Origin of the sequence: Larkinella knui (assembly GCF_003858645.1) — a bacterium.
GTDB classification, from domain to species: domain Bacteria; phylum Bacteroidota; class Bacteroidia; order Cytophagales; family Spirosomataceae; genus Larkinella; species Larkinella knui.
This window is the reverse complement of sequence record NZ_RQJP01000002.1, coordinates 116,793-132,690: the sequence shown is the minus strand read 5'-3', so window position 1 is coordinate 132,690 and position 15,898 is coordinate 116,793. Positions and strand designations below refer to the sequence as shown.

Sequence of the window (15,898 nt, the reverse complement as noted above, 5' to 3'; positions counted from 1 at the left end):
CGTCTGGTCGGGATAAGGTGCTGGAAGCGGCTTTGGGTCGGTTTTAAGGAAGCGTTATTTCGCGGAGTTGAGCAGAGGTAAGCGGAGTTCTTTCCCTATATTTCCTCCGCTCAACTCCGCGAAATAACGCTCCTTTAATAACTCGTCTCCTCCAGTTTTACTTTTCCCCGAAAGGTCCAGAAAACAAATACTGTATAGGTCAATACCAGCGGCATTCCAATGGCGGCAAACAGCAGCATCGTTCGCAGGGAACCATCCGTCGAAGCGGCTTCGTAAATGCTGATGTTTCCCCGGGCGTCGACGTTGGAGAGTACCAGATTGGGATACAAACCCGACGCGAAAAGAAGCAGCAACAAGGCCGTTGTGACGCCGGAGGAGATGAATCCGCGCAAATACCGACGTTTTTCAATCATCCGGCGCATATTCAACACGATCAAAACGGCCGTGACTGGCAAGGCGAACATGACCGGGTATTTGTGAAAAATGGCTTCCATGTGCGGCACATAAATGAGCGTCGCCATCGAAGCTGTGATGAAGCAAAGAATGAAAAATTTACTGGTCTGGTTGATCAGAATCGTCATTTTGGCGTAGAGCCGGTCTTCGGTTTTCATGGCGAGATACATCGCGCCATGCAGCATAAACAGCGACAAAACCGTGACTGAAATCAGCAGGGCATACGGGTTGAAGAAATCCCGCAGCCGCCCGACAAACTGGTGGTCTTTGTCGAGCGGAATGCCCTGAATCAAGTTTCCCAGAATCAGGCCAAACAGCAGCGCAATCGTGGTGCTGGACAGACAATAGCAAACATCCCACGTGGCGCGCCACCATTTCATTTCTTCTTTACTCCGAAACTCAATCGAAATGGCCCGGAAGATGATGGCCACGAGCAGCAGAATGAATGGGAGGTAAAAGACCGACAGCAGAGTTCCGTACACCAGCGGAAAGGCGGCAAAGAGCGCTCCGGCGCCGATCACCAGCCAGACTTCGTTGCCATCCCAAACCGGGCCGATGGCGTTCAGGGCAATCCGGCGGCTTTGTTCTTTCCGGAAAAACAGGTGCAAAGCCCCCGCGCCCAGGTCGAAACCGTCGAGGATGCCGTACCCGCTGATGAGCGCACCGATCAGCAAAAACCACCAGGTGGGAAGGTCGAGACCGAGGATTGTATCCATGACTTTTTAATGATGAATTATGAATGATGAACGATGAATGGTTTAGCTTTAGGAAGTATCCACCATCTCTGTCCTGATTATGAAAAAAGAAAATGTCGTTCGTGAAAAAAGTTTTCAGTTTGCCATCCGTACCATCCGTCTGTCTCAATACATCACTACGAGTAGACAGGAGTATGTGTTGACCAAGCAGTTGCTTCGCTCTGGCACTTCCGTTGGTGCTAATATTCGTGAAGCCAATAATGCTGTTAGTAAGGCTGATTTCATCAACAAAATGGGTATTGCACAAAAAGAATGCGATGAAGTTATGTATTGGCTCGAGCTATTAAAAGCGACTGATTATCTGAATGATGCGGAGTTTGCTAGTATTTACAATGATGCCAACAGCTTGTTAAAGTTAATCCGCACTATTATTCTTAACACAAAGAGAAACCTCACAAGCTGAACATTCATCGTTCATCATCCATAATTCATAATTCAATTCTTGAGCTTGGCGTTTCCGGATCTTCCTGCCCGATGTCGGGGCCGTGCTGGATTTTCTTGTTCAGGAGGTAAATGAACAGCACAAAAAGAATGACGTAAACCAGCGTGAACAGAATGAGCGAAATCAGGACGTGCTCGGCTTTGACGGCCTGGGAGAGGGCGTCGGAGGTTCGCAGCAGGCCGTAAACCACCCACGGTTGGCGACCCACTTCCGCCGTATACCAGCCCACCTGATTGGCGATCTGGGGCAGGAACACCGCGCCGACGAAAACCGCCATCAGCCAGCGGGTTTGAAACAGTTTTTTGCGGTATAACAGAAAGATACCCAGCCAGCAAAGCCCGATCAGCGTCATGCCAATTCCGACCATCAGGTGATAGGTTTGGAATACGAAATTGACCGCGCGTGGCCGGTTTTCGGGTTTGAAACTGTTCAGGCCGGGAATGGCTTTTTTGAAATCCTGGTGGACCAGAAAGGATAACCCGCCCGGTATTTTCAGCCCCGAAACCTGTTGTTTTTCAGCGTCGACCCAGCCAAAAAGATACATGTCGGCCGGTGCCGATTCGAAATGGCCTTCGACCGCGGCCAGTTTGGCGGGTTGGTATTTGGTGATCACTTCCGCCGATTGGTGGCCCGTGAACAGTTGCCCCAGGGACGAAATGGCGGCCACCCACAAGGCGATCGTGAAGGCTTTCCGGGAATGAACCTCGTATTTCCGTTTCAGAATATACCAGGCGCTGACGCTCAGTACGAGGAATGACCCGGCCAGAAACGCCCCGATCAGCACGTGCGAATACCGCTCGATGGACGACGGATTGAAGACCATCTCCCAGAAGTCGGTCACCACGGCGCGGGCTTTCAGTCCCGTTCCTTCAATTCGATACCCCGTCGGCGTTTGTTGCCACGAGTTGGCGACCACAATCCAGAGGGCCGAAAACATGGAACCGAGAGCCACCAGAACCGTCGAAAGGAAGTGAACACGCGGACTGACGCGGTTCCAGCCGAAAATCAGGATGCCCAGAAAAGCGGATTCGAGGGCAAAGGCAAAAATGCCCTCAGCGGCCAGGGCACTCCCGAAAATATCGCCCACGTAGCGGGAATAAACCGCCCAGTTGGTGCCGAATTCAAACTCCATCACAATACCGGTGGCGACGCCGATGCCGAAAATGAGCGCAAAAATCCGGACCCAAAACCGGGTCAGTTCTTCGTAAACCTTGTCTTTTGTTTTTAAATACAAGCCTTCCATGAAAACCAGACAAACGCCGAGGCCGATGCTCAGGGGCGGGTAGATGTAATGGAAAGCAATCGTGAAGGCAAACTGAATGCGGGAGAGAATTTCAACATGATCCATAGTCGGTGGAGATGGGAACGCGGGCAAGTTACTACGGAACTGAACACGAAATAATGGTTTCGAACAAGATTTTCGTGTCTGTGATAAAAAGAGTTATTTCGCAGAGTTTATCAGAGAACATCAGAGTTACGCAGAGTTTTTCTCTGATAAACTCTGGTATTCTCCGCTTAACTCTGCGAAATAACTTTTAAGCTCTATCGTATGCGACCCTATATACTGGCCGAAGCCAACTGGAAACACATTCACGACCAGCCCATCGACCTGGTCATTTTGCCCTGGGGGGCCACCGAAGCCCACAACTACCATATGCCGTATGCGACGGATGTGATTGAAGCCGATACGATTGCCGCCGAATCGGCGCGACTGGCGTGGGAGCAGGGCGCGAAAGTGATGGTGTTGCCCACGATTCCGTTTGGCGTCAATACCGGGCAAACGGATATCCTACTGGATATCAACCTGTATCCCAGCACCCAGAAAGCAATTCTGAACGACATCATCGAAGTGCTGAACCGGCAGGGAATTCACAAGCTCTTGATTCTGAACAGCCACGGCGGAAATGACTTTAAAACCATGTTGCGCGAACTCGGAGTTCGTTTTCCCGACATGTTTCTGAGCACCTGCTCGTGGTTCCATACGCTCGATAAGTCGACGTATTTCGACGAACCCAAAGGCGACCACGCCGACGAGATGGAGACGAGCTTACTGCTGCACCTCCGCCCGGATCTGGTGTTGCCGCTGGAGGAAGCGGGCGACGGAGCGGCCAAGAAATGGAAAGTTCAGGCCCTGCGGGAAGGCTGGGCGTGGGCCGAGCGGAAATGGTCGCAGGTGACGGAAGATACCGGCATTGGCAATCCGAAACAGGCTACGGCGGAGAAAGGCAGGCGGTATTTTGAAGATGTGACGCAAAAACTGAGCGGTTTTCTGGTCGAGCTGGCGAATCTGGATGTGAAGGATTTATACGAGTGAAGGCTTATTGTCCGAATAAGATTCTTTTTCTAATCTGGAAATTAGGCTTTCAAATGATTGAACGTGTTCAGAAAGAATATGCCTTTTCAATTGAGTAACAATTTCACGCTCATAAGCCAAATTGGTTAGATTACGACTTTTATGCATTCGAACCCAGGCAAACCCATCAATATAACCGTCCTGAAATGCTTGCTCAATAACGGGTTTGGGACCAGCAATTTCGCTATATCCTTTATCCCGCAAGAAATCCTGCAAGGTTTTCCAGGCTAATTCGTACGTATACTCAAATGCTTTGATTAGCCCTTGTTCTTCCAATTCATTTAATTCACCTTTTTGAATGAATTTGTTGAGTTGAGACAGGGCTTTTTTGAAATTTCCAAACCGTTGTTCCCAACGAATTTCCTGATTCATACGGTTGAAACTGAAGGGTTAAATCTACTATGAGTTTGGCCTTTTTTCTAAAACCATACTGCCACGGCCGAAGGCGGTATTCCGTCGGGCCGTGGCAGTACTATACTGATTGACGCCGGTTTCTTACTTCTTCGCCGTATACATCACCCGCCAGACTTTCCCTTTCACCGAATCCGTGATGTAGAGAGAGCCGTCCGGTCCCTGCGCCAGACCCATCGGGCGGTGTTTGGCATCGCCGGGGCTGGCTAACTCCAGTTTTCCGGCATTCGCGGCCGTTCCCGGTTTTCCCAGTTCGGCCACACCCGCAAAATTCTCGGCAAATACCTCGTAGTTTCCCGACGGTTTTCCATCACTGCCAAACGGAACGAAGGCGACAAAATAGCCGCCCTGCTGCAGCGGAGCGCGATTCCAGGAGCCGTGAAAGCAAATGAAAGCGCCGTTTTTGTATTTGGCCGGAAACTGGTTGCCCGTATAAAACAGCACATCGTTGGGTGCCCAGTGACCCGGAAAAGCCATGATCGGTTTGTCCTTCCCCGCACAACGATCAACTTTAGTGCCGTCACCACCGTATTCGGGAGCCAGCAGTTTTTTGTTCTGTTCGTGGTCGTTGTAGCAGTAGGGCCAGCCAAAATCAGAGCCTTTTTTTACCATCAGAAATTCTTCCGAAGGCAGTTCGGCACTCACTTCGTCGGTAAATTTGCCGCCCCAGTTGTTGAGGTTATCGCGGCCGTGTTGCAGCGCGTACAGTGCGTTCGAAGCCGTGTTCCAGTCGAGCGCGACGGCGTTGCGAATGCCCGTAGCATAGCGGATTCCGTCGCTTTGTTTCTGGTTGAGTTTATTGGCGTCAAATTCCCAGATACCACCGTAGTTTTCCAGAATCGGGCAGGGGTCCTGGCCTTTGGAACCCGGCTGGCGGTCTTTTTCCTGACAGGCGTTGGAGGGCGCCCCGAAGGTAACGTACATCTTCCCTGCGGGCGAGAAGGCCAGCGGTTTGGAGGCATGCTGGCGCTGAAGTGTCAGCCCAACCACGATGGGTTCCGGTTTGGTTTCCGGATCAACCATTCCGTTGGTCATTTTATACCGGTACACCGACGTATCGGACGAAGCGTACAGATAGCCGTTGAAAATCGCCATTCCGGTTCCGGCATAATTCCCAAACGTGATGGTTTTGTCCGCTTTTCCATCGCCGTTGGTGTCTTGTAATTCAACGATGCCCTTGCCATCTTTCAGGCGATTCAGCTTCACAAAAATGGTCCCTTTCGGGTCGACACTGATGTGCCGGGCCTGCCCCAGATTATCGGCCACCGTCAGCGCGCCAAAACCGGTGATGAGTTTCAGACCGCCGTTGTCGGGGTCGGGAGCCGGAAATGCGGTTTTCCCGGCCCAGCTAATCCGGGAAAATTCGTCCTTTTTACTCGTAAATGCCCAGAGCAGAATAGCGACTGACAGTTCGGCCAGCAACCAGACACGGGTTTTCAAAATAACGGGCTTTTTCATAGGAATGCGGGATTTGGAGTCTGCCGACGTAATTACTGAAATATACAACCGAAATGCACTATTTTTACAACCCTGATCCGTTTGTAAAGTTGAAAAGTTCGGGTTTGGTTTAGGGTAAAAAAAGAGCTTACTTTCCCTTTTGCAAAATAAGCGGTCATTTGATCAAACTTGCAACTTAATTGCTTTAAACACTGAAACTTTACCTATTCGATGAATCCCATTCTACGATGGTTCAACCGGGGAACCGCCCTGCTGTTGCTGGCAGGTGCGTTACCGGTCTGGGGCCAATCTGTTGACGAATCTTTAACGCTTCTTCCCACCGACCGGTTGCCGTCGCTGCCTGCCAACTGGAAACCGGCCGCCGGTATTCAGGTCAATCCTTTCCGGGCCGACATCAAGACCAAAGCCGGGAGCGGACTGCTGGTCGGAACGCCCGGTCAGCCCGTTACCTTATTGACCAATGCCAACGACGTTCGGCTGGTTATGGACGTGATGCTCTCGCCGGGTGCCGAGGCCACCTTATCATTGGGTTCGACGGGCATCCGTCTGGCTGATAATTGGGGAAAATCGGAGATCAATACCATGACCTCCGGCGCTATTGAAGGCAGCGCGACCTTGCTGCCTTTGCAGAATGCCGGCAAAGCACCGGGCTTGTGGCAGCAACTGGAAGTTTTGTTTCAGGGTGGTGGCAAAGGACCGGCTACGCTGGAAAAACTGATCCTCAATGGAGTCGTTGTACACGAAAGCCTGGTACTGCCTAAGCGATCCGGCGGAACCGACGGAACGGTGAGTTTACGTGTGAAAACCGGTACGGTGGCGGTTCGGAATGTTGGTTATCAATTGATTACCGATCGCCCGGTGGCGAAACTGACCAACCTGCGATACAAGTTGTACGAAAACAAAACGGAGACTGTTTCACAGGCGGAACTCGCCAATCTGAAACTGGTAAAAGAAGATACGATTTCGGCGCTGACCTACGAAGTGTCTTTCGGACAGCCGCGCTGGCACGGGATTGTGTATACCGGAGATTTGGTGGTCGACAAAACGGCGATGTATACGGTGGCTTTGCAGCAGGGCGGTTTTGCCTCGCTGCAGATTGATGGCAAAGAGGTGATTGCCAACCAGCGGCTCGATCTGGGTTATATGAATACAGCGAAGCTGAATCTGACTGCGGGTAAACACCCCTTTACCCTGTTTTTCGGACGTTCGTGGCCCCGGCCGGGTCTGGGTTTCTTCATTTCGGCTCCCGATACCAAGTTTCAGGCCCTGCATCCCCGGGCTTCGCTGCCCGAACCCGATCCGGTTGGCGAAATTGCAGTGGAACCAACTACCAAACCGGCGGTGATCCGTTCGTTTGTGATGTATGGTCCTAAAAAGAAAACGCATTGCATCTCGGTGGGGAGCCCTTCCGGCTTGAATTATACCATTGATCTCAATCAGGGAGCGTTGCTGCAGGTCTGGCGCGGGCAGTTTGCCGACGTGACCGACATGTGGTACGAACGCGGAGAGCCGCAATTGTTGAAACCGCTGGGTACTCTGGCGGTATTGTCGGCCCAGAATCCGCTGGCCCTGATGGCCAATTCCGGCCAGTTCTGGCCGGATAGTCTGTCTGACAATGAGTTAAAATATAAAGGGTTGTCGATGGACAAACAGGGCTATCCAACCCTGCAGTATCGGATGAAGGATCTGGACCTGACCGATGCGGTTTTGCCGGATGCCGATAGCAAGTCCTTTACCCGGACGCTGACTCTGAAAGGGCCGGAAACCGAAGCCCTGTATTGCCGGCTGGCGGTTGGTTCATCGCTGGAAGAAGTCACGAAAGGCTTGTATTCGGTCGATGGAAAGTATTATATTCGGATTGACTCCAGGCTGAAACCGACGACGCGTTCCAACTCCGGACGGCAGGAACTGGTGATGCCGGTGAATGTGAAGGAGGGTTCGGCGACCATTCAGTACACACTTTTGTGGTGACCGCCAATGGAAAACGCTATTTCGTGGGCCGACTTTGAAAAAGTGGAGATTGTAACCGGCACGGTTGTGGCGGTTGAAGAGTTTCCGGAAGCCCGAAAACCAGCTTATAAATTAACCATCGATTTTGGTCCAAAAGGGATCAAACGGTCCTCTGCACAGCTAACCCGGCTTTACAAACCGGAGCAACTTACTGGTATGCAGATCGTTGCGGTTGTTAACTTCCCGCCCAAACAAATTGCTTCCTTCAAAAGTGAATGCCTGGTTTTGGGAGCTATTGGGAAGGATGGCGAAGTGACTTTACTGCAAACCGAACGTAAAACAGAAAACGGCTCCCGAATTGCCTAGTTATAAAATCATGAAAAACAGACTCTCGTTTCTTCTTTTTTCTCTCCTGATTTCTTCCCTGGCCGTGGCGCAGCGCCCACTTACGGAAGACGATTATTACCGACTCATTACCGTTCCCATTCCGGAAGGGGTTCAACTGGAAGTGGGCGGGATGGCCGTGCTGCCCGACGGCCGGCTGGGGGTTTCGACCCGCCGGGGTGAGGTTTGGCTCATCAGCAATCCGTATATGAAAGGAAGCCGTATACCGCAGTACAAGCGGTTTGCCTACGGCTTGCACGAACCCCTCGGCCTGGCTTATCACCAGGGCGCTCTGTATGCCACACAACGCGGTGAGCTGACAAAAATGATCGATACCGACGGTGACGATGAAGCCAACGAATACCAGTCCATCGTGAAATGGCCTTTGTCTGGCAACTACCACGAATATTCGTATGGGCCACTCTTTTTGCCAGACGGCGATATGCTCATCACGCTCAACCTTGGCTGGATCGGCCGGGGTGCCAGTTTAGCCAAATGGCGGGGTTGGATGGTGAAAGTAAACGAAAAGGGCGAACTGAAGCCGTTCGCTACCGGACTGCGTTCACCGTCCAGCTACCGGGCGCTGCGTGATGGCAGTATTTTTTACACCGAAAACCAGGGCGACTGGGTCGGATCGGGTCGGATGACGCACCTCGAACTGGGCGATTTTGCGGGAAATCCGGAAGGGCTGAAGTGGACGAAGGAGCCGGGTTCTCCCCTGACACTGAAACCGGAAGACGTACCGAGCACCGGCAAACCGATGCACGAAATGGTGAAGTCGATCCCGCACCTGAAAGAACCGGCGATCTGGTTTCCGCACACCATGATGGGGATTTCGACCTCCGATATTCTGGAAGACACCACCGCCAGCCGTTTCGGGCCTTTCGATGGGCAATTGTTCGTTGGCGATCAGGGACACAGCAAGGTGATGCGGGTTTTTCTCGAGAAAGTAGACGGCAAGTATCAGGGGGCCTGTTTTCCATTCCGGTCGGGTTTTCAGTCCGGTATTTTGCGAATGGCCTGGGGACTCGACGGTTCCATGTTTGTTGGGCAAACCAGCCGCGGCTGGTCTGCCACCGGTAAGGATCCATTCGGGGTTCAACGCCTGGTCTGGACGGGACAGACGCCGTTTGAAATGAAAGCCATCCGCTCGATGCCCGACGGTTTTGAGGTAGAGTTTACGTTGCCGGTCGACAAAAAAACCGCCGAAGACCTGGCTTCCTACAGCATGAACAGCTTCACGTACAAATATCACAGAATCTACGGAAGTCCCGTTGAAGATGCGCGGCCCGTTCCAATACGGGGCGTTGTGGTATCCGATAACGGTTTAAAAGTCAGGATAGTAGCTGACACGCTCCTGCGCGAAGGCTATGTTCACGAGGTAAAAGCGGAAGGAATCAAGTCGGACAAAGGGCTGCCGTTGCTGCACAACACCGGGTATTATACGCTCAATCACATTGCACCGGGAACGAAGCTGACCATTGCGGCCCCCGTCCGGCACAACCATGCTGACATGGCGATGGCCTCCACCAAATCGGTACCGCCGGTTTCGGGCGCCAAAGGAAAGCCCGCGGCTGTCAGTGCAAAACGCGTTACCGAACAACCCGCCGACTGGACGAACGGCCCCGATCAGGTGATTACCATCGGCACGGTACCGGGCTTGAAATTTGATAAAACGCAGGTAGAAGTAAAAGCCGGGAGCCGCATCCGCTGGGTATTCAACAACAACGATGATATGCTGCACAACTGCGTCATTGTGAAACCCGCTACGGCCAATGCGGTAGGGGATGCCGCCCTGAAACTGAACCTGAACGGTTCCCGGATGCAGTACGTTCCGGTAACGCCAAACGTGTTGTTCCATACGAATCTATTACAGCCTGAAAGCTCCGAATCGCTCTATTTCGTGGCTCCAACGACGCCGGGAGACTACCAATTCGTCTGCACATTCCCGGGGCATTCTTCACTTATGCAGGGTGTATTGAAAGTTGTGAAATAAGTATAAAGTTTTTTGTTTATTTTTGTTAATAGGTGATTAAGCCCCCGGTTTAATCACCTATTTTTTTACATACTCATAGGAGAACAACGTTGGAAAACCCACCCCTTTTCAATTTCATTCAAAAGCGATTTAACGTGCTGGTTGGCGTACCCGGAGAAAGCACACTGGAAAGCCGCATCTTCAATTCAATATGTATGATCGGTGTTGTGGCAACGATCTACAATATTCCGTTTAATTATTACATTGGTCTGCCGGAAGCGTCTTTAATTTCTTTTCTGCTTTGTATCGTATTCTCTTTGCTATATTATTTATCCAGAATAAAAAATAAATTTTATATCAGTGTACTGATTGGCGGTATTCTGATTAGCGCGTTGCTGGCCATTAATTATTTTTTTAATGCGGGCGTGGAGGGTCCTTCGCTGCTATTGTTTACGCTTGTTTATCTTCTCCTATCGTTTGTTGCGCCTTCCAGACTGTATGTTTTCTGGTTTTTTTTAAATCTGATTATCGTATCGGGGCTGTTGATGATCGACTATTTTTATCCGGAGTCGATCATTTTACGTTATACGAGTCGGCTGAACCGAACGGTTGATATCGCATCAACGTATGTCGTGGGCATTGTTTTAATTTACCTGGCAACCTACTTTTTCAGGAAAGCCTACCGGGCCGAGCAGCGGTTGGTAGAGGAAAAGTCAAAAGTGCTCGAACGTCTTAATGCCGAGAAAAACAAACTTTTTTCCATCATTTCCCATGATTTGCGATCGCCACTTTCCTCCGTTCAGCAATACCTGGAAATTATTAAGGAAACGGAATTAAATGATTCGCAAAAGAAAGAAATCGAGGCCGATTTGCTGGATGTGGTGAGGAATACCCAGGAAATGCTTTTCAATCTGCTCTCCTGGTCGACCAGCCAAATGGATGGTCTGAAAGTAAACCTGACTCAGGTTACTATTTATGCGGTTCTGAGGCCAATTCTGGAAATTTATAAACCACTGGCTATCAAAAAACAAATACACCTGAATCATTCAATTGATACGACAATCAGCGTTGTGGCCGATCGGGATATGCTCCAGCTTATTGTCAGAAATCTGGTGGGTAATGCAATTAAATTTACTCCTTTTGGTGGTTTAATTACGATTGAAACAATGCAAACCGATACACATTGTTTAATTAGTGTAAAAGATAACGGTGATGGAATAAAACCGGAAGATAAAGAAACTATTTTTTCATTAAAATCGAGGGTGACTTTTGGTACAAATCATGAAAAGGGCGTCGGTCTTGGCCTGTTTTTATGTAAAGAATATGCCGAAGTGCAGCAGGGAAAACTCTGGTTTGAAAGTGAAACCGGTAGCGGTACTTCCTTTTATTTGTCATTGCCGCTCATAAAATAAGCGCTAACAGCGTTGATTGAAGAAGGATTTCATCAACGTTGTTAGCGCCTTTGCCGGTTTAATACCCGATGGTAAACCGCTGACGGATGTGTTTAGGATTTTCCAGTTCGTCGAATAAGGCGACGGCCAGGTCTTCTACCGAAATTTTGCTCACGCCCTGGTCATCAAAAACCGGCTGGTTGGTTCCTTTGCGGAATTGGCCCGTACGTTCGCCCGGTTCCAGCAGAATGGCCGGACTCAAAAACGTCCAGTCCAGCTCTTCTTCTTTTTTGAGAATAGTCAGGTAATCGCGGGCTCCCAGGGCTCCCGGTTTCCATTCGGCGGGGAAGTGGGCCGTGTCGACCAATTGAACACCCGGTGCGGCTTCCAGACTGCCAGCTCCGCCAACCACCAGCAACCGTTTGACACCGGCTTTTTTTACGCCATTCTGAATCGCCTGTGAACCAGCCAGATACTCCTTGTAAATAGCCGGATTTTGCCAGCCGGGGTTATAAGCACTCACCACCGCATCGTGGCCGACTACGCGTTCTGCCACTTCATCTTCGTTCAGCACATCGCCTTGTGCAACCGTCAGATGGGAGCTGTCTACCGTAATTTTCTCCGGATTACGAACAATGGCCGTAACGTCATAGCCCCGGTGCAGGGCTTCTTTCAACAGGGCTGAGCCAACATAGCCAGAAGCTCCAATCAATGCAATTTTCATGGTTTTCGATTTTTAGAAGTACTGAAAAATTAAAACTGTAATTTAAAATATTACAGTTTTGTTCAAAGAAAATTACGCAAACTTTTTACTGAAATCGGCCAGTGTCGTCTGATTCAACTTGGTAACCATGGCGTTTTCGGCTTCCAGATAAAGCTGGTCAAGGTGGGTGTTGATTTGCCGACCCACCGGACAGTCCGGATTGGGGTTGTTCTTGTTTTGCCCCAATAACGATGCCTGCCGCACGGCCTGGTAGACGTCTGATAGCAAAATTTTTTCCGCCGGTTTGGCCAGCCTGCTACCGCCGTTTTTTCCTTCCTTGCTGATTATCAGTCCATTTCTGCGGAGGTTGCTGATTTCCTTTCGCACCAATACCGGGTTGATGTTGACACTGCCCGCAAGGTATTCTGACGACAGCCATTCGTCTCCGGCCCGGGCCAGGAGGGTTAAAATGTGAATTGCGATTGAAAAGCGGCCGTTGTTCATTCTGTAATGTTTTTTATTACAGTACAAACGTAGCGGTTTTTAACTACAAATCAAATGGGGTCTGAAAAAAATGTTTTTAAATCGAGATTACCGCTATTTTTAGACGGAATTACGTAAGTCATAGAACCGGCTATTCTGCCGAAGGGCGGTTTTAGGCCTAAGTCCGGCTAAAACTAAATTTGTCAATAAAATAGAGTGTACTCAAAAATTGTACGTTAATTCAGCATGCGATCTATTTATTTAATTTTTGCAGGGATTTTTCTTGTGGTAACAAGCCAGGCCCAACGACCCGCCGATTCTACCTTTTACCGACCCGGAGCGGCCGTTCCGGCTTATCTAAAGCCGATTGAACGCTCATTTGGGTCGTATTATTACGGTGGTAAACGGTTAAGGTCGTCGAATTCGCTCGAAATTCCCTTTAACGAACTGAATGATCCGTACGTAAACCGTCAGTTTCGAACGTACCGAACGTTTGTCCTGGCCGGGCAAGTGGTTGCCGCCGTTCCGCTGGTGTATGTTTTGACCCGGAAGCGGGGGACGTTTACCCGTTCGAGTGAATACTGGACCGTTTACTTTGGCTCGATCGGTGTCACACTCGGTTTAACAATTATTGGAAACACCCACGTTCGAAAGGCAGTTACTGAATATAACCGGGCGCTGGCCAACGCCCGCTTTGGATTTTCGGTGCAGCCAATGCCCGGAACAACCAAAACCGCCTTTGGCGTTAGTTTAACTCAGCGACTATAACCATGAGAACACCAGAAGATGATCACACGCCCGGAGCGTTTCGGACATTATTTTCGGAAGACGAAACCCGCGAGTTCTACCGGCCCGAAATTCAGTTGCCGACGCGCCGGATTGCCTTCTGGTCGATTGGGGCGTCCTGTCTTCTGGCCGGAGCGCTGGTTATGTCACGGCTTCAGGGACAAAATCGCCCGGTAATGCCTCTAAAACCGGTTCGTCACCTGCTAAAAATCCAGCTTTGAATCCGGCAAAACAGAATAAAGCCGTTACCGCATTGTATCTTAGCTTGCCATTGCGTTAACTTAATCCCTTGCCTGTCGGATGAAATACGTTGCACTGCCGATCCTACTTCTTTGCTTTTCGATGGGTTTACAAGCCCAGACGACCGTCGTCCGCGACCCCGTGATTGCACAATTGGTCGGCCAGGTCTCGGCGGATAGTCTGCGCGCACACGTCACCAGCCTGGTCAGTTTTGGAACGCGGCACACGCTCAGCACCACGACCGATGCCAAACGCGGAATTGGTGCTGCCCGACAGTGGGTATTGAGCAAGTTTCAGCAGTTTGCCCGGCAATCCGGTGGACGATTAACGGCCAGGATCGACGCCTGGACGCTGCCGCCCGACGGAAAACGGGTCGACGTGGCGACGCCCATGGGCAATGTGATGGCGACGTTGAAAGGCACCGATCCCACGGATGACCGGATTTTTCTGGTGAGCGGCCACATCGATAGCCGGGTGACCGACGTCATGAACCGCACCGCCGACGCGCCGGGCGCCAATGACGACGGTTCGGGAACGGCCGCCGTCATCGAACTATGCCGGGTCATGAGCAAAGTCCCGTTTCCGGCTACCATCATTTTTGTGGCTGTGAGCGGGGAGGAGCAGGGCTTGCTGGGTGCCAATCACCTGGCGCAGCGGGCGAAAGATGAAAAATGGAATCTGGAAGCGTTGCTCAACAACGATATTATGGGCTCCAACAACAGCCCCGATACGCGCATCACCGACAACACGCGCGTCCGGGTGTTCAGTGAAGGATTGCCCGGTTATCAGACGGATTCACTGGCGGCCAACATCCGGCAATACGGACTGGAGAACGACGGAAAATCGCGGCAACTGGCGCGGTATACCAAAGAAGTGGGCGAGCGGTATGTCGACCAGCTGGAGGTGGTAATGGTGTATCGCAACGACCGGTTTTTGCGCGGAGGTGACCATACGCCGTTCGTAAACCGGGGTTTTCCGGCGGTTCGGATTACGGAAATGAACGAAAATTTTGCGCACCAGCACCAGGATTTGCGGGCACAGGAGGGTGTAGAATACGGCGACTTTGTGAAGTTTATGGATTTTGAATACCTGCGCAAAAATACCGCCATGAACCTGGCCGTACTGGCCAATCTGGCCAAAGCGCCGTCCATGCCGCAGAACGTAACAGTCGAAGCCCGCAGTCTGACCAATGCCACGAGCCTGTTCTGGCAGGCTCCCAAAGCCGGAGCTTCGGCCAACCGTAAGATCAAAGGCTATTATGTGTTGATGCGCGAAACGTACTGGCCGTTCTGGCAAAAGAAATTTTTTACCGAAAAAGTCGGCCTGACGCTACCGTATTCAAAAGATCATTATTTCTTTGCGGTTCAGGCCGTTAGCGAAGACGGCAACGAGAGTTTGCCGGTGATTCCGAGGCCCGGATTGCGATGACAGGCGGTATGACAATACCGTACCGAATGCTGGAAATTTTGGTAAAATGCAGCCTTAACGCAACGATTTACCCCTTTATCGCGTATCGTAAAAGAGAAAATTCCGGGTTTTTGCCCTGAAATTTACAACCTGACTGTTTTTTTTGTAGCTTTCGTTTAGAACGGTCATCTCATCCAATCACACTAAACTAGTATTTCACAAAAACCTGAAAATTATGAAGCGTTTACTTTATTTGATCTCCGTAGTGGTGTTTGCGGCTGGCCTGAGTTCGTGTAATAAAGATGATGATCCGGCACCCGATCCGGTGGTGGGCAAGTGGGCATCAGATCGGGTTCGGATCAGTGGCTTACCTGCACCTTTTACTGCATCTAACGGTCAGGAACTAGATGCCTTAACTCAATTTGGTATTAGCACATCCTTTGAAATTAAATCTGATAAAACATTTACAGAAACCGATCGTTCGGGCGGGACCGTTGTTGATTTTGAAGGTACTTGGGTTTATACGGGAACTGAGTTAACCAAAAATTACAGTGATGGTGATATCATTAAATTAACCTACGATGACACTAAAAAACAATTACTGAGTGAAACGATTGCCGTACAAGACTCTTTAGTTAATCCGACTACATCTAAGCGACAGTTGGTTTCATTCACCTTACAACTTGTTTATAAGCATCCATAAAATT

At 50.4% G+C, this 15,898-nt stretch carries 16 protein-coding genes; 10 read left to right on the top strand and 6 right to left on the bottom strand.

The window, feature by feature from the left end:
• Window positions 1-134: 134 nt before the first annotated feature.
• The gene (gene cydB / locus EHT87_RS09480) at window positions 135-1,169 is read right to left on the bottom strand and encodes a cytochrome d ubiquinol oxidase subunit II (RefSeq protein ID WP_124906313.1); all 1,035 of its coding nucleotides are present in this window, start codon (window positions 1,167-1,169) and stop codon (window positions 135-137) included.
• 79 nt (window positions 1,170-1,248) lie between these two features.
• Between cydB and EHT87_RS09475 the strand changes: the two genes are divergently transcribed.
• Complete coding sequence (locus tag EHT87_RS09475; protein ID WP_124906311.1) at window positions 1,249-1,611, top strand: four helix bundle protein; 363 nt, start codon at window positions 1,249-1,251, stop codon at window positions 1,609-1,611.
• A 25-nt stretch (window positions 1,612-1,636) separates the two neighbouring features.
• Here EHT87_RS09475 and EHT87_RS09470 read toward each other — a convergent pair whose 3' ends face one another.
• Window positions 1,637-2,998 (bottom strand): cytochrome ubiquinol oxidase subunit I, encoded by a 1,362-nt coding sequence (locus tag EHT87_RS09470; RefSeq protein WP_124906309.1) that lies wholly within the window; start codon window positions 2,996-2,998, stop codon window positions 1,637-1,639.
• Between the two features lie 201 nt (window positions 2,999-3,199).
• Here EHT87_RS09470 and EHT87_RS09465 point away from each other — a divergent pair, with 201 nt between their 5' ends.
• The gene (locus EHT87_RS09465) at window positions 3,200-3,964 is read left to right on the top strand and encodes a creatininase family protein (RefSeq protein ID WP_124906307.1); all 765 of its coding nucleotides are present in this window, start codon (window positions 3,200-3,202) and stop codon (window positions 3,962-3,964) included.
• On the opposite strand, the gene EHT87_RS09460 is transcribed toward EHT87_RS09465, so the two are convergent.
• Window positions 3,953-4,375: an HI0074 family nucleotidyltransferase substrate-binding subunit gene (locus EHT87_RS09460; RefSeq protein ID WP_124906305.1), complete on the bottom strand. Its 423-nt coding sequence runs from the start codon at window positions 4,373-4,375 to the stop codon at window positions 3,953-3,955. The two genes, EHT87_RS09465 and EHT87_RS09460, sit on opposite strands and share 12 nt — an antisense overlap.
• A gap of 123 nt (window positions 4,376-4,498) precedes the next feature.
• The gene (locus EHT87_RS09455; RefSeq protein ID WP_124906303.1) at window positions 4,499-5,872 is read right to left on the bottom strand and encodes a PQQ-dependent sugar dehydrogenase; all 1,374 of its coding nucleotides are present in this window, start codon (window positions 5,870-5,872) and stop codon (window positions 4,499-4,501) included.
• A 210-nt stretch (window positions 5,873-6,082) separates the two neighbouring features.
• Between EHT87_RS09455 and EHT87_RS09450 the strand changes: the two genes are divergently transcribed.
• The 4 genes from EHT87_RS09450 to EHT87_RS09435 all read left to right on the top strand — a co-directional run bounded on the left by EHT87_RS09450 (window position 6,083) and on the right by EHT87_RS09435 (window position 11,593).
• Entirely contained in the window at window positions 6,083-7,843 is a 1,761-nt protein-coding gene (locus tag EHT87_RS09450) for a hypothetical protein (RefSeq protein WP_124906301.1), read from the top strand.
• Between the two features lie 6 nt (window positions 7,844-7,849).
• Complete coding sequence (locus EHT87_RS09445; protein WP_124906299.1) at window positions 7,850-8,188, top strand: tRNA-binding protein; 339 nt, start codon at window positions 7,850-7,852, stop codon at window positions 8,186-8,188.
• A 10-nt stretch (window positions 8,189-8,198) separates the two neighbouring features.
• Window positions 8,199-10,202: a plastocyanin/azurin family copper-binding protein gene (locus tag EHT87_RS09440; protein ID WP_124906297.1), complete on the top strand. Its 2,004-nt coding sequence runs from the start codon at window positions 8,199-8,201 to the stop codon at window positions 10,200-10,202.
• 194 nt (window positions 10,203-10,396) lie between these two features.
• The gene (locus EHT87_RS09435) at window positions 10,397-11,593 is read left to right on the top strand and encodes a sensor histidine kinase (protein WP_221622000.1); all 1,197 of its coding nucleotides are present in this window, start codon (window positions 10,397-10,399) and stop codon (window positions 11,591-11,593) included.
• A 58-nt stretch (window positions 11,594-11,651) separates the two neighbouring features.
• On the opposite strand, the gene EHT87_RS09430 is transcribed toward EHT87_RS09435, so the two are convergent.
• Together EHT87_RS09430 and EHT87_RS09425 are read right to left on the bottom strand one after the other, a co-directional pair.
• Entirely contained in the window at window positions 11,652-12,296 is a 645-nt protein-coding gene (locus tag EHT87_RS09430; protein ID WP_124906293.1) for an NAD(P)-dependent oxidoreductase, read from the bottom strand.
• A gap of 72 nt (window positions 12,297-12,368) precedes the next feature.
• A complete protein-coding gene (locus tag EHT87_RS09425) occupies window positions 12,369-12,779 on the bottom strand; it encodes an Rrf2 family transcriptional regulator (RefSeq protein ID WP_124906291.1) in 411 nt (136 codons plus the stop codon).
• Between the two features lie 225 nt (window positions 12,780-13,004).
• Between EHT87_RS09425 and EHT87_RS09420 the strand changes: the two genes are divergently transcribed.
• The 4 genes from EHT87_RS09420 to EHT87_RS09405 all read left to right on the top strand — a co-directional run bounded on the left by EHT87_RS09420 (window position 13,005) and on the right by EHT87_RS09405 (window position 15,894).
• Window positions 13,005-13,526 (top strand): hypothetical protein, encoded by a 522-nt coding sequence (locus EHT87_RS09420; RefSeq protein ID WP_124906289.1) that lies wholly within the window; start codon window positions 13,005-13,007, stop codon window positions 13,524-13,526.
• A 2-nt stretch (window positions 13,527-13,528) separates the two neighbouring features.
• Window positions 13,529-13,765, top strand: coding sequence for a hypothetical protein (locus EHT87_RS09415; protein ID WP_124906287.1), 237 nt, complete (start codon window positions 13,529-13,531; stop codon window positions 13,763-13,765).
• 79 nt (window positions 13,766-13,844) lie between these two features.
• Complete coding sequence (locus EHT87_RS09410) at window positions 13,845-15,212, top strand: M28 family metallopeptidase (protein ID WP_124906285.1); 1,368 nt, start codon at window positions 13,845-13,847, stop codon at window positions 15,210-15,212.
• 214 nt (window positions 15,213-15,426) lie between these two features.
• Window positions 15,427-15,894, top strand: coding sequence for a hypothetical protein (locus tag EHT87_RS09405; RefSeq protein ID WP_124906283.1), 468 nt, complete (start codon window positions 15,427-15,429; stop codon window positions 15,892-15,894).
• Window positions 15,895-15,898 lie beyond the last annotated feature (4 nt).

Bases quoted from the DNA above. Each gene is read 5' to 3' on its own strand.
- EHT87_RS09435 (WP_221622000.1), top strand. From the start codon at position 10,397: ATGATCGGTGTTGTGGCAACGATCTACAATATTCCGTTTAATTATTAC.
- EHT87_RS09460 (WP_124906305.1), bottom strand. From the start codon at position 4,375: ATGAATCAGGAAATTCGTTGGGAACAACGGTTTGGAAATTTCAAAAAA.
- EHT87_RS09445 (WP_124906299.1), top strand. From the start codon at position 7,850: ATGGAAAACGCTATTTCGTGGGCCGACTTTGAAAAAGTGGAGATTGTA.
- EHT87_RS09440 (WP_124906297.1), top strand. From the start codon at position 8,199: ATGAAAAACAGACTCTCGTTTCTTCTTTTTTCTCTCCTGATTTCTTCC.
- EHT87_RS09425 (WP_124906291.1), bottom strand. From the start codon at position 12,779: ATGAACAACGGCCGCTTTTCAATCGCAATTCACATTTTAACCCTCCTG.
- EHT87_RS09465 (WP_124906307.1), top strand. From the start codon at position 3,200: ATGCGACCCTATATACTGGCCGAAGCCAACTGGAAACACATTCACGAC.
- cydB (WP_124906313.1), bottom strand. From the start codon at position 1,169: ATGGATACAATCCTCGGTCTCGACCTTCCCACCTGGTGGTTTTTGCTG.
- EHT87_RS09410 (WP_124906285.1), top strand. From the start codon at position 13,845: ATGAAATACGTTGCACTGCCGATCCTACTTCTTTGCTTTTCGATGGGT.
- EHT87_RS09415 (WP_124906287.1), top strand. From the start codon at position 13,529: ATGAGAACACCAGAAGATGATCACACGCCCGGAGCGTTTCGGACATTA.
- EHT87_RS09455 (WP_124906303.1), bottom strand. From the start codon at position 5,872: ATGAAAAAGCCCGTTATTTTGAAAACCCGTGTCTGGTTGCTGGCCGAA.
- EHT87_RS09470 (WP_124906309.1), bottom strand. From the start codon at position 2,998: ATGGATCATGTTGAAATTCTCTCCCGCATTCAGTTTGCCTTCACGATT.
- EHT87_RS09450 (WP_124906301.1), top strand. From the start codon at position 6,083: ATGAATCCCATTCTACGATGGTTCAACCGGGGAACCGCCCTGCTGTTG.
- EHT87_RS09475 (WP_124906311.1), top strand. From the start codon at position 1,249: ATGAAAAAAGAAAATGTCGTTCGTGAAAAAAGTTTTCAGTTTGCCATC.
- EHT87_RS09430 (WP_124906293.1), bottom strand. From the start codon at position 12,296: ATGAAAATTGCATTGATTGGAGCTTCTGGCTATGTTGGCTCAGCCCTG.
- EHT87_RS09420 (WP_124906289.1), top strand. From the start codon at position 13,005: ATGCGATCTATTTATTTAATTTTTGCAGGGATTTTTCTTGTGGTAACA.
- EHT87_RS09405 (WP_124906283.1), top strand. From the start codon at position 15,427: ATGAAGCGTTTACTTTATTTGATCTCCGTAGTGGTGTTTGCGGCTGGC.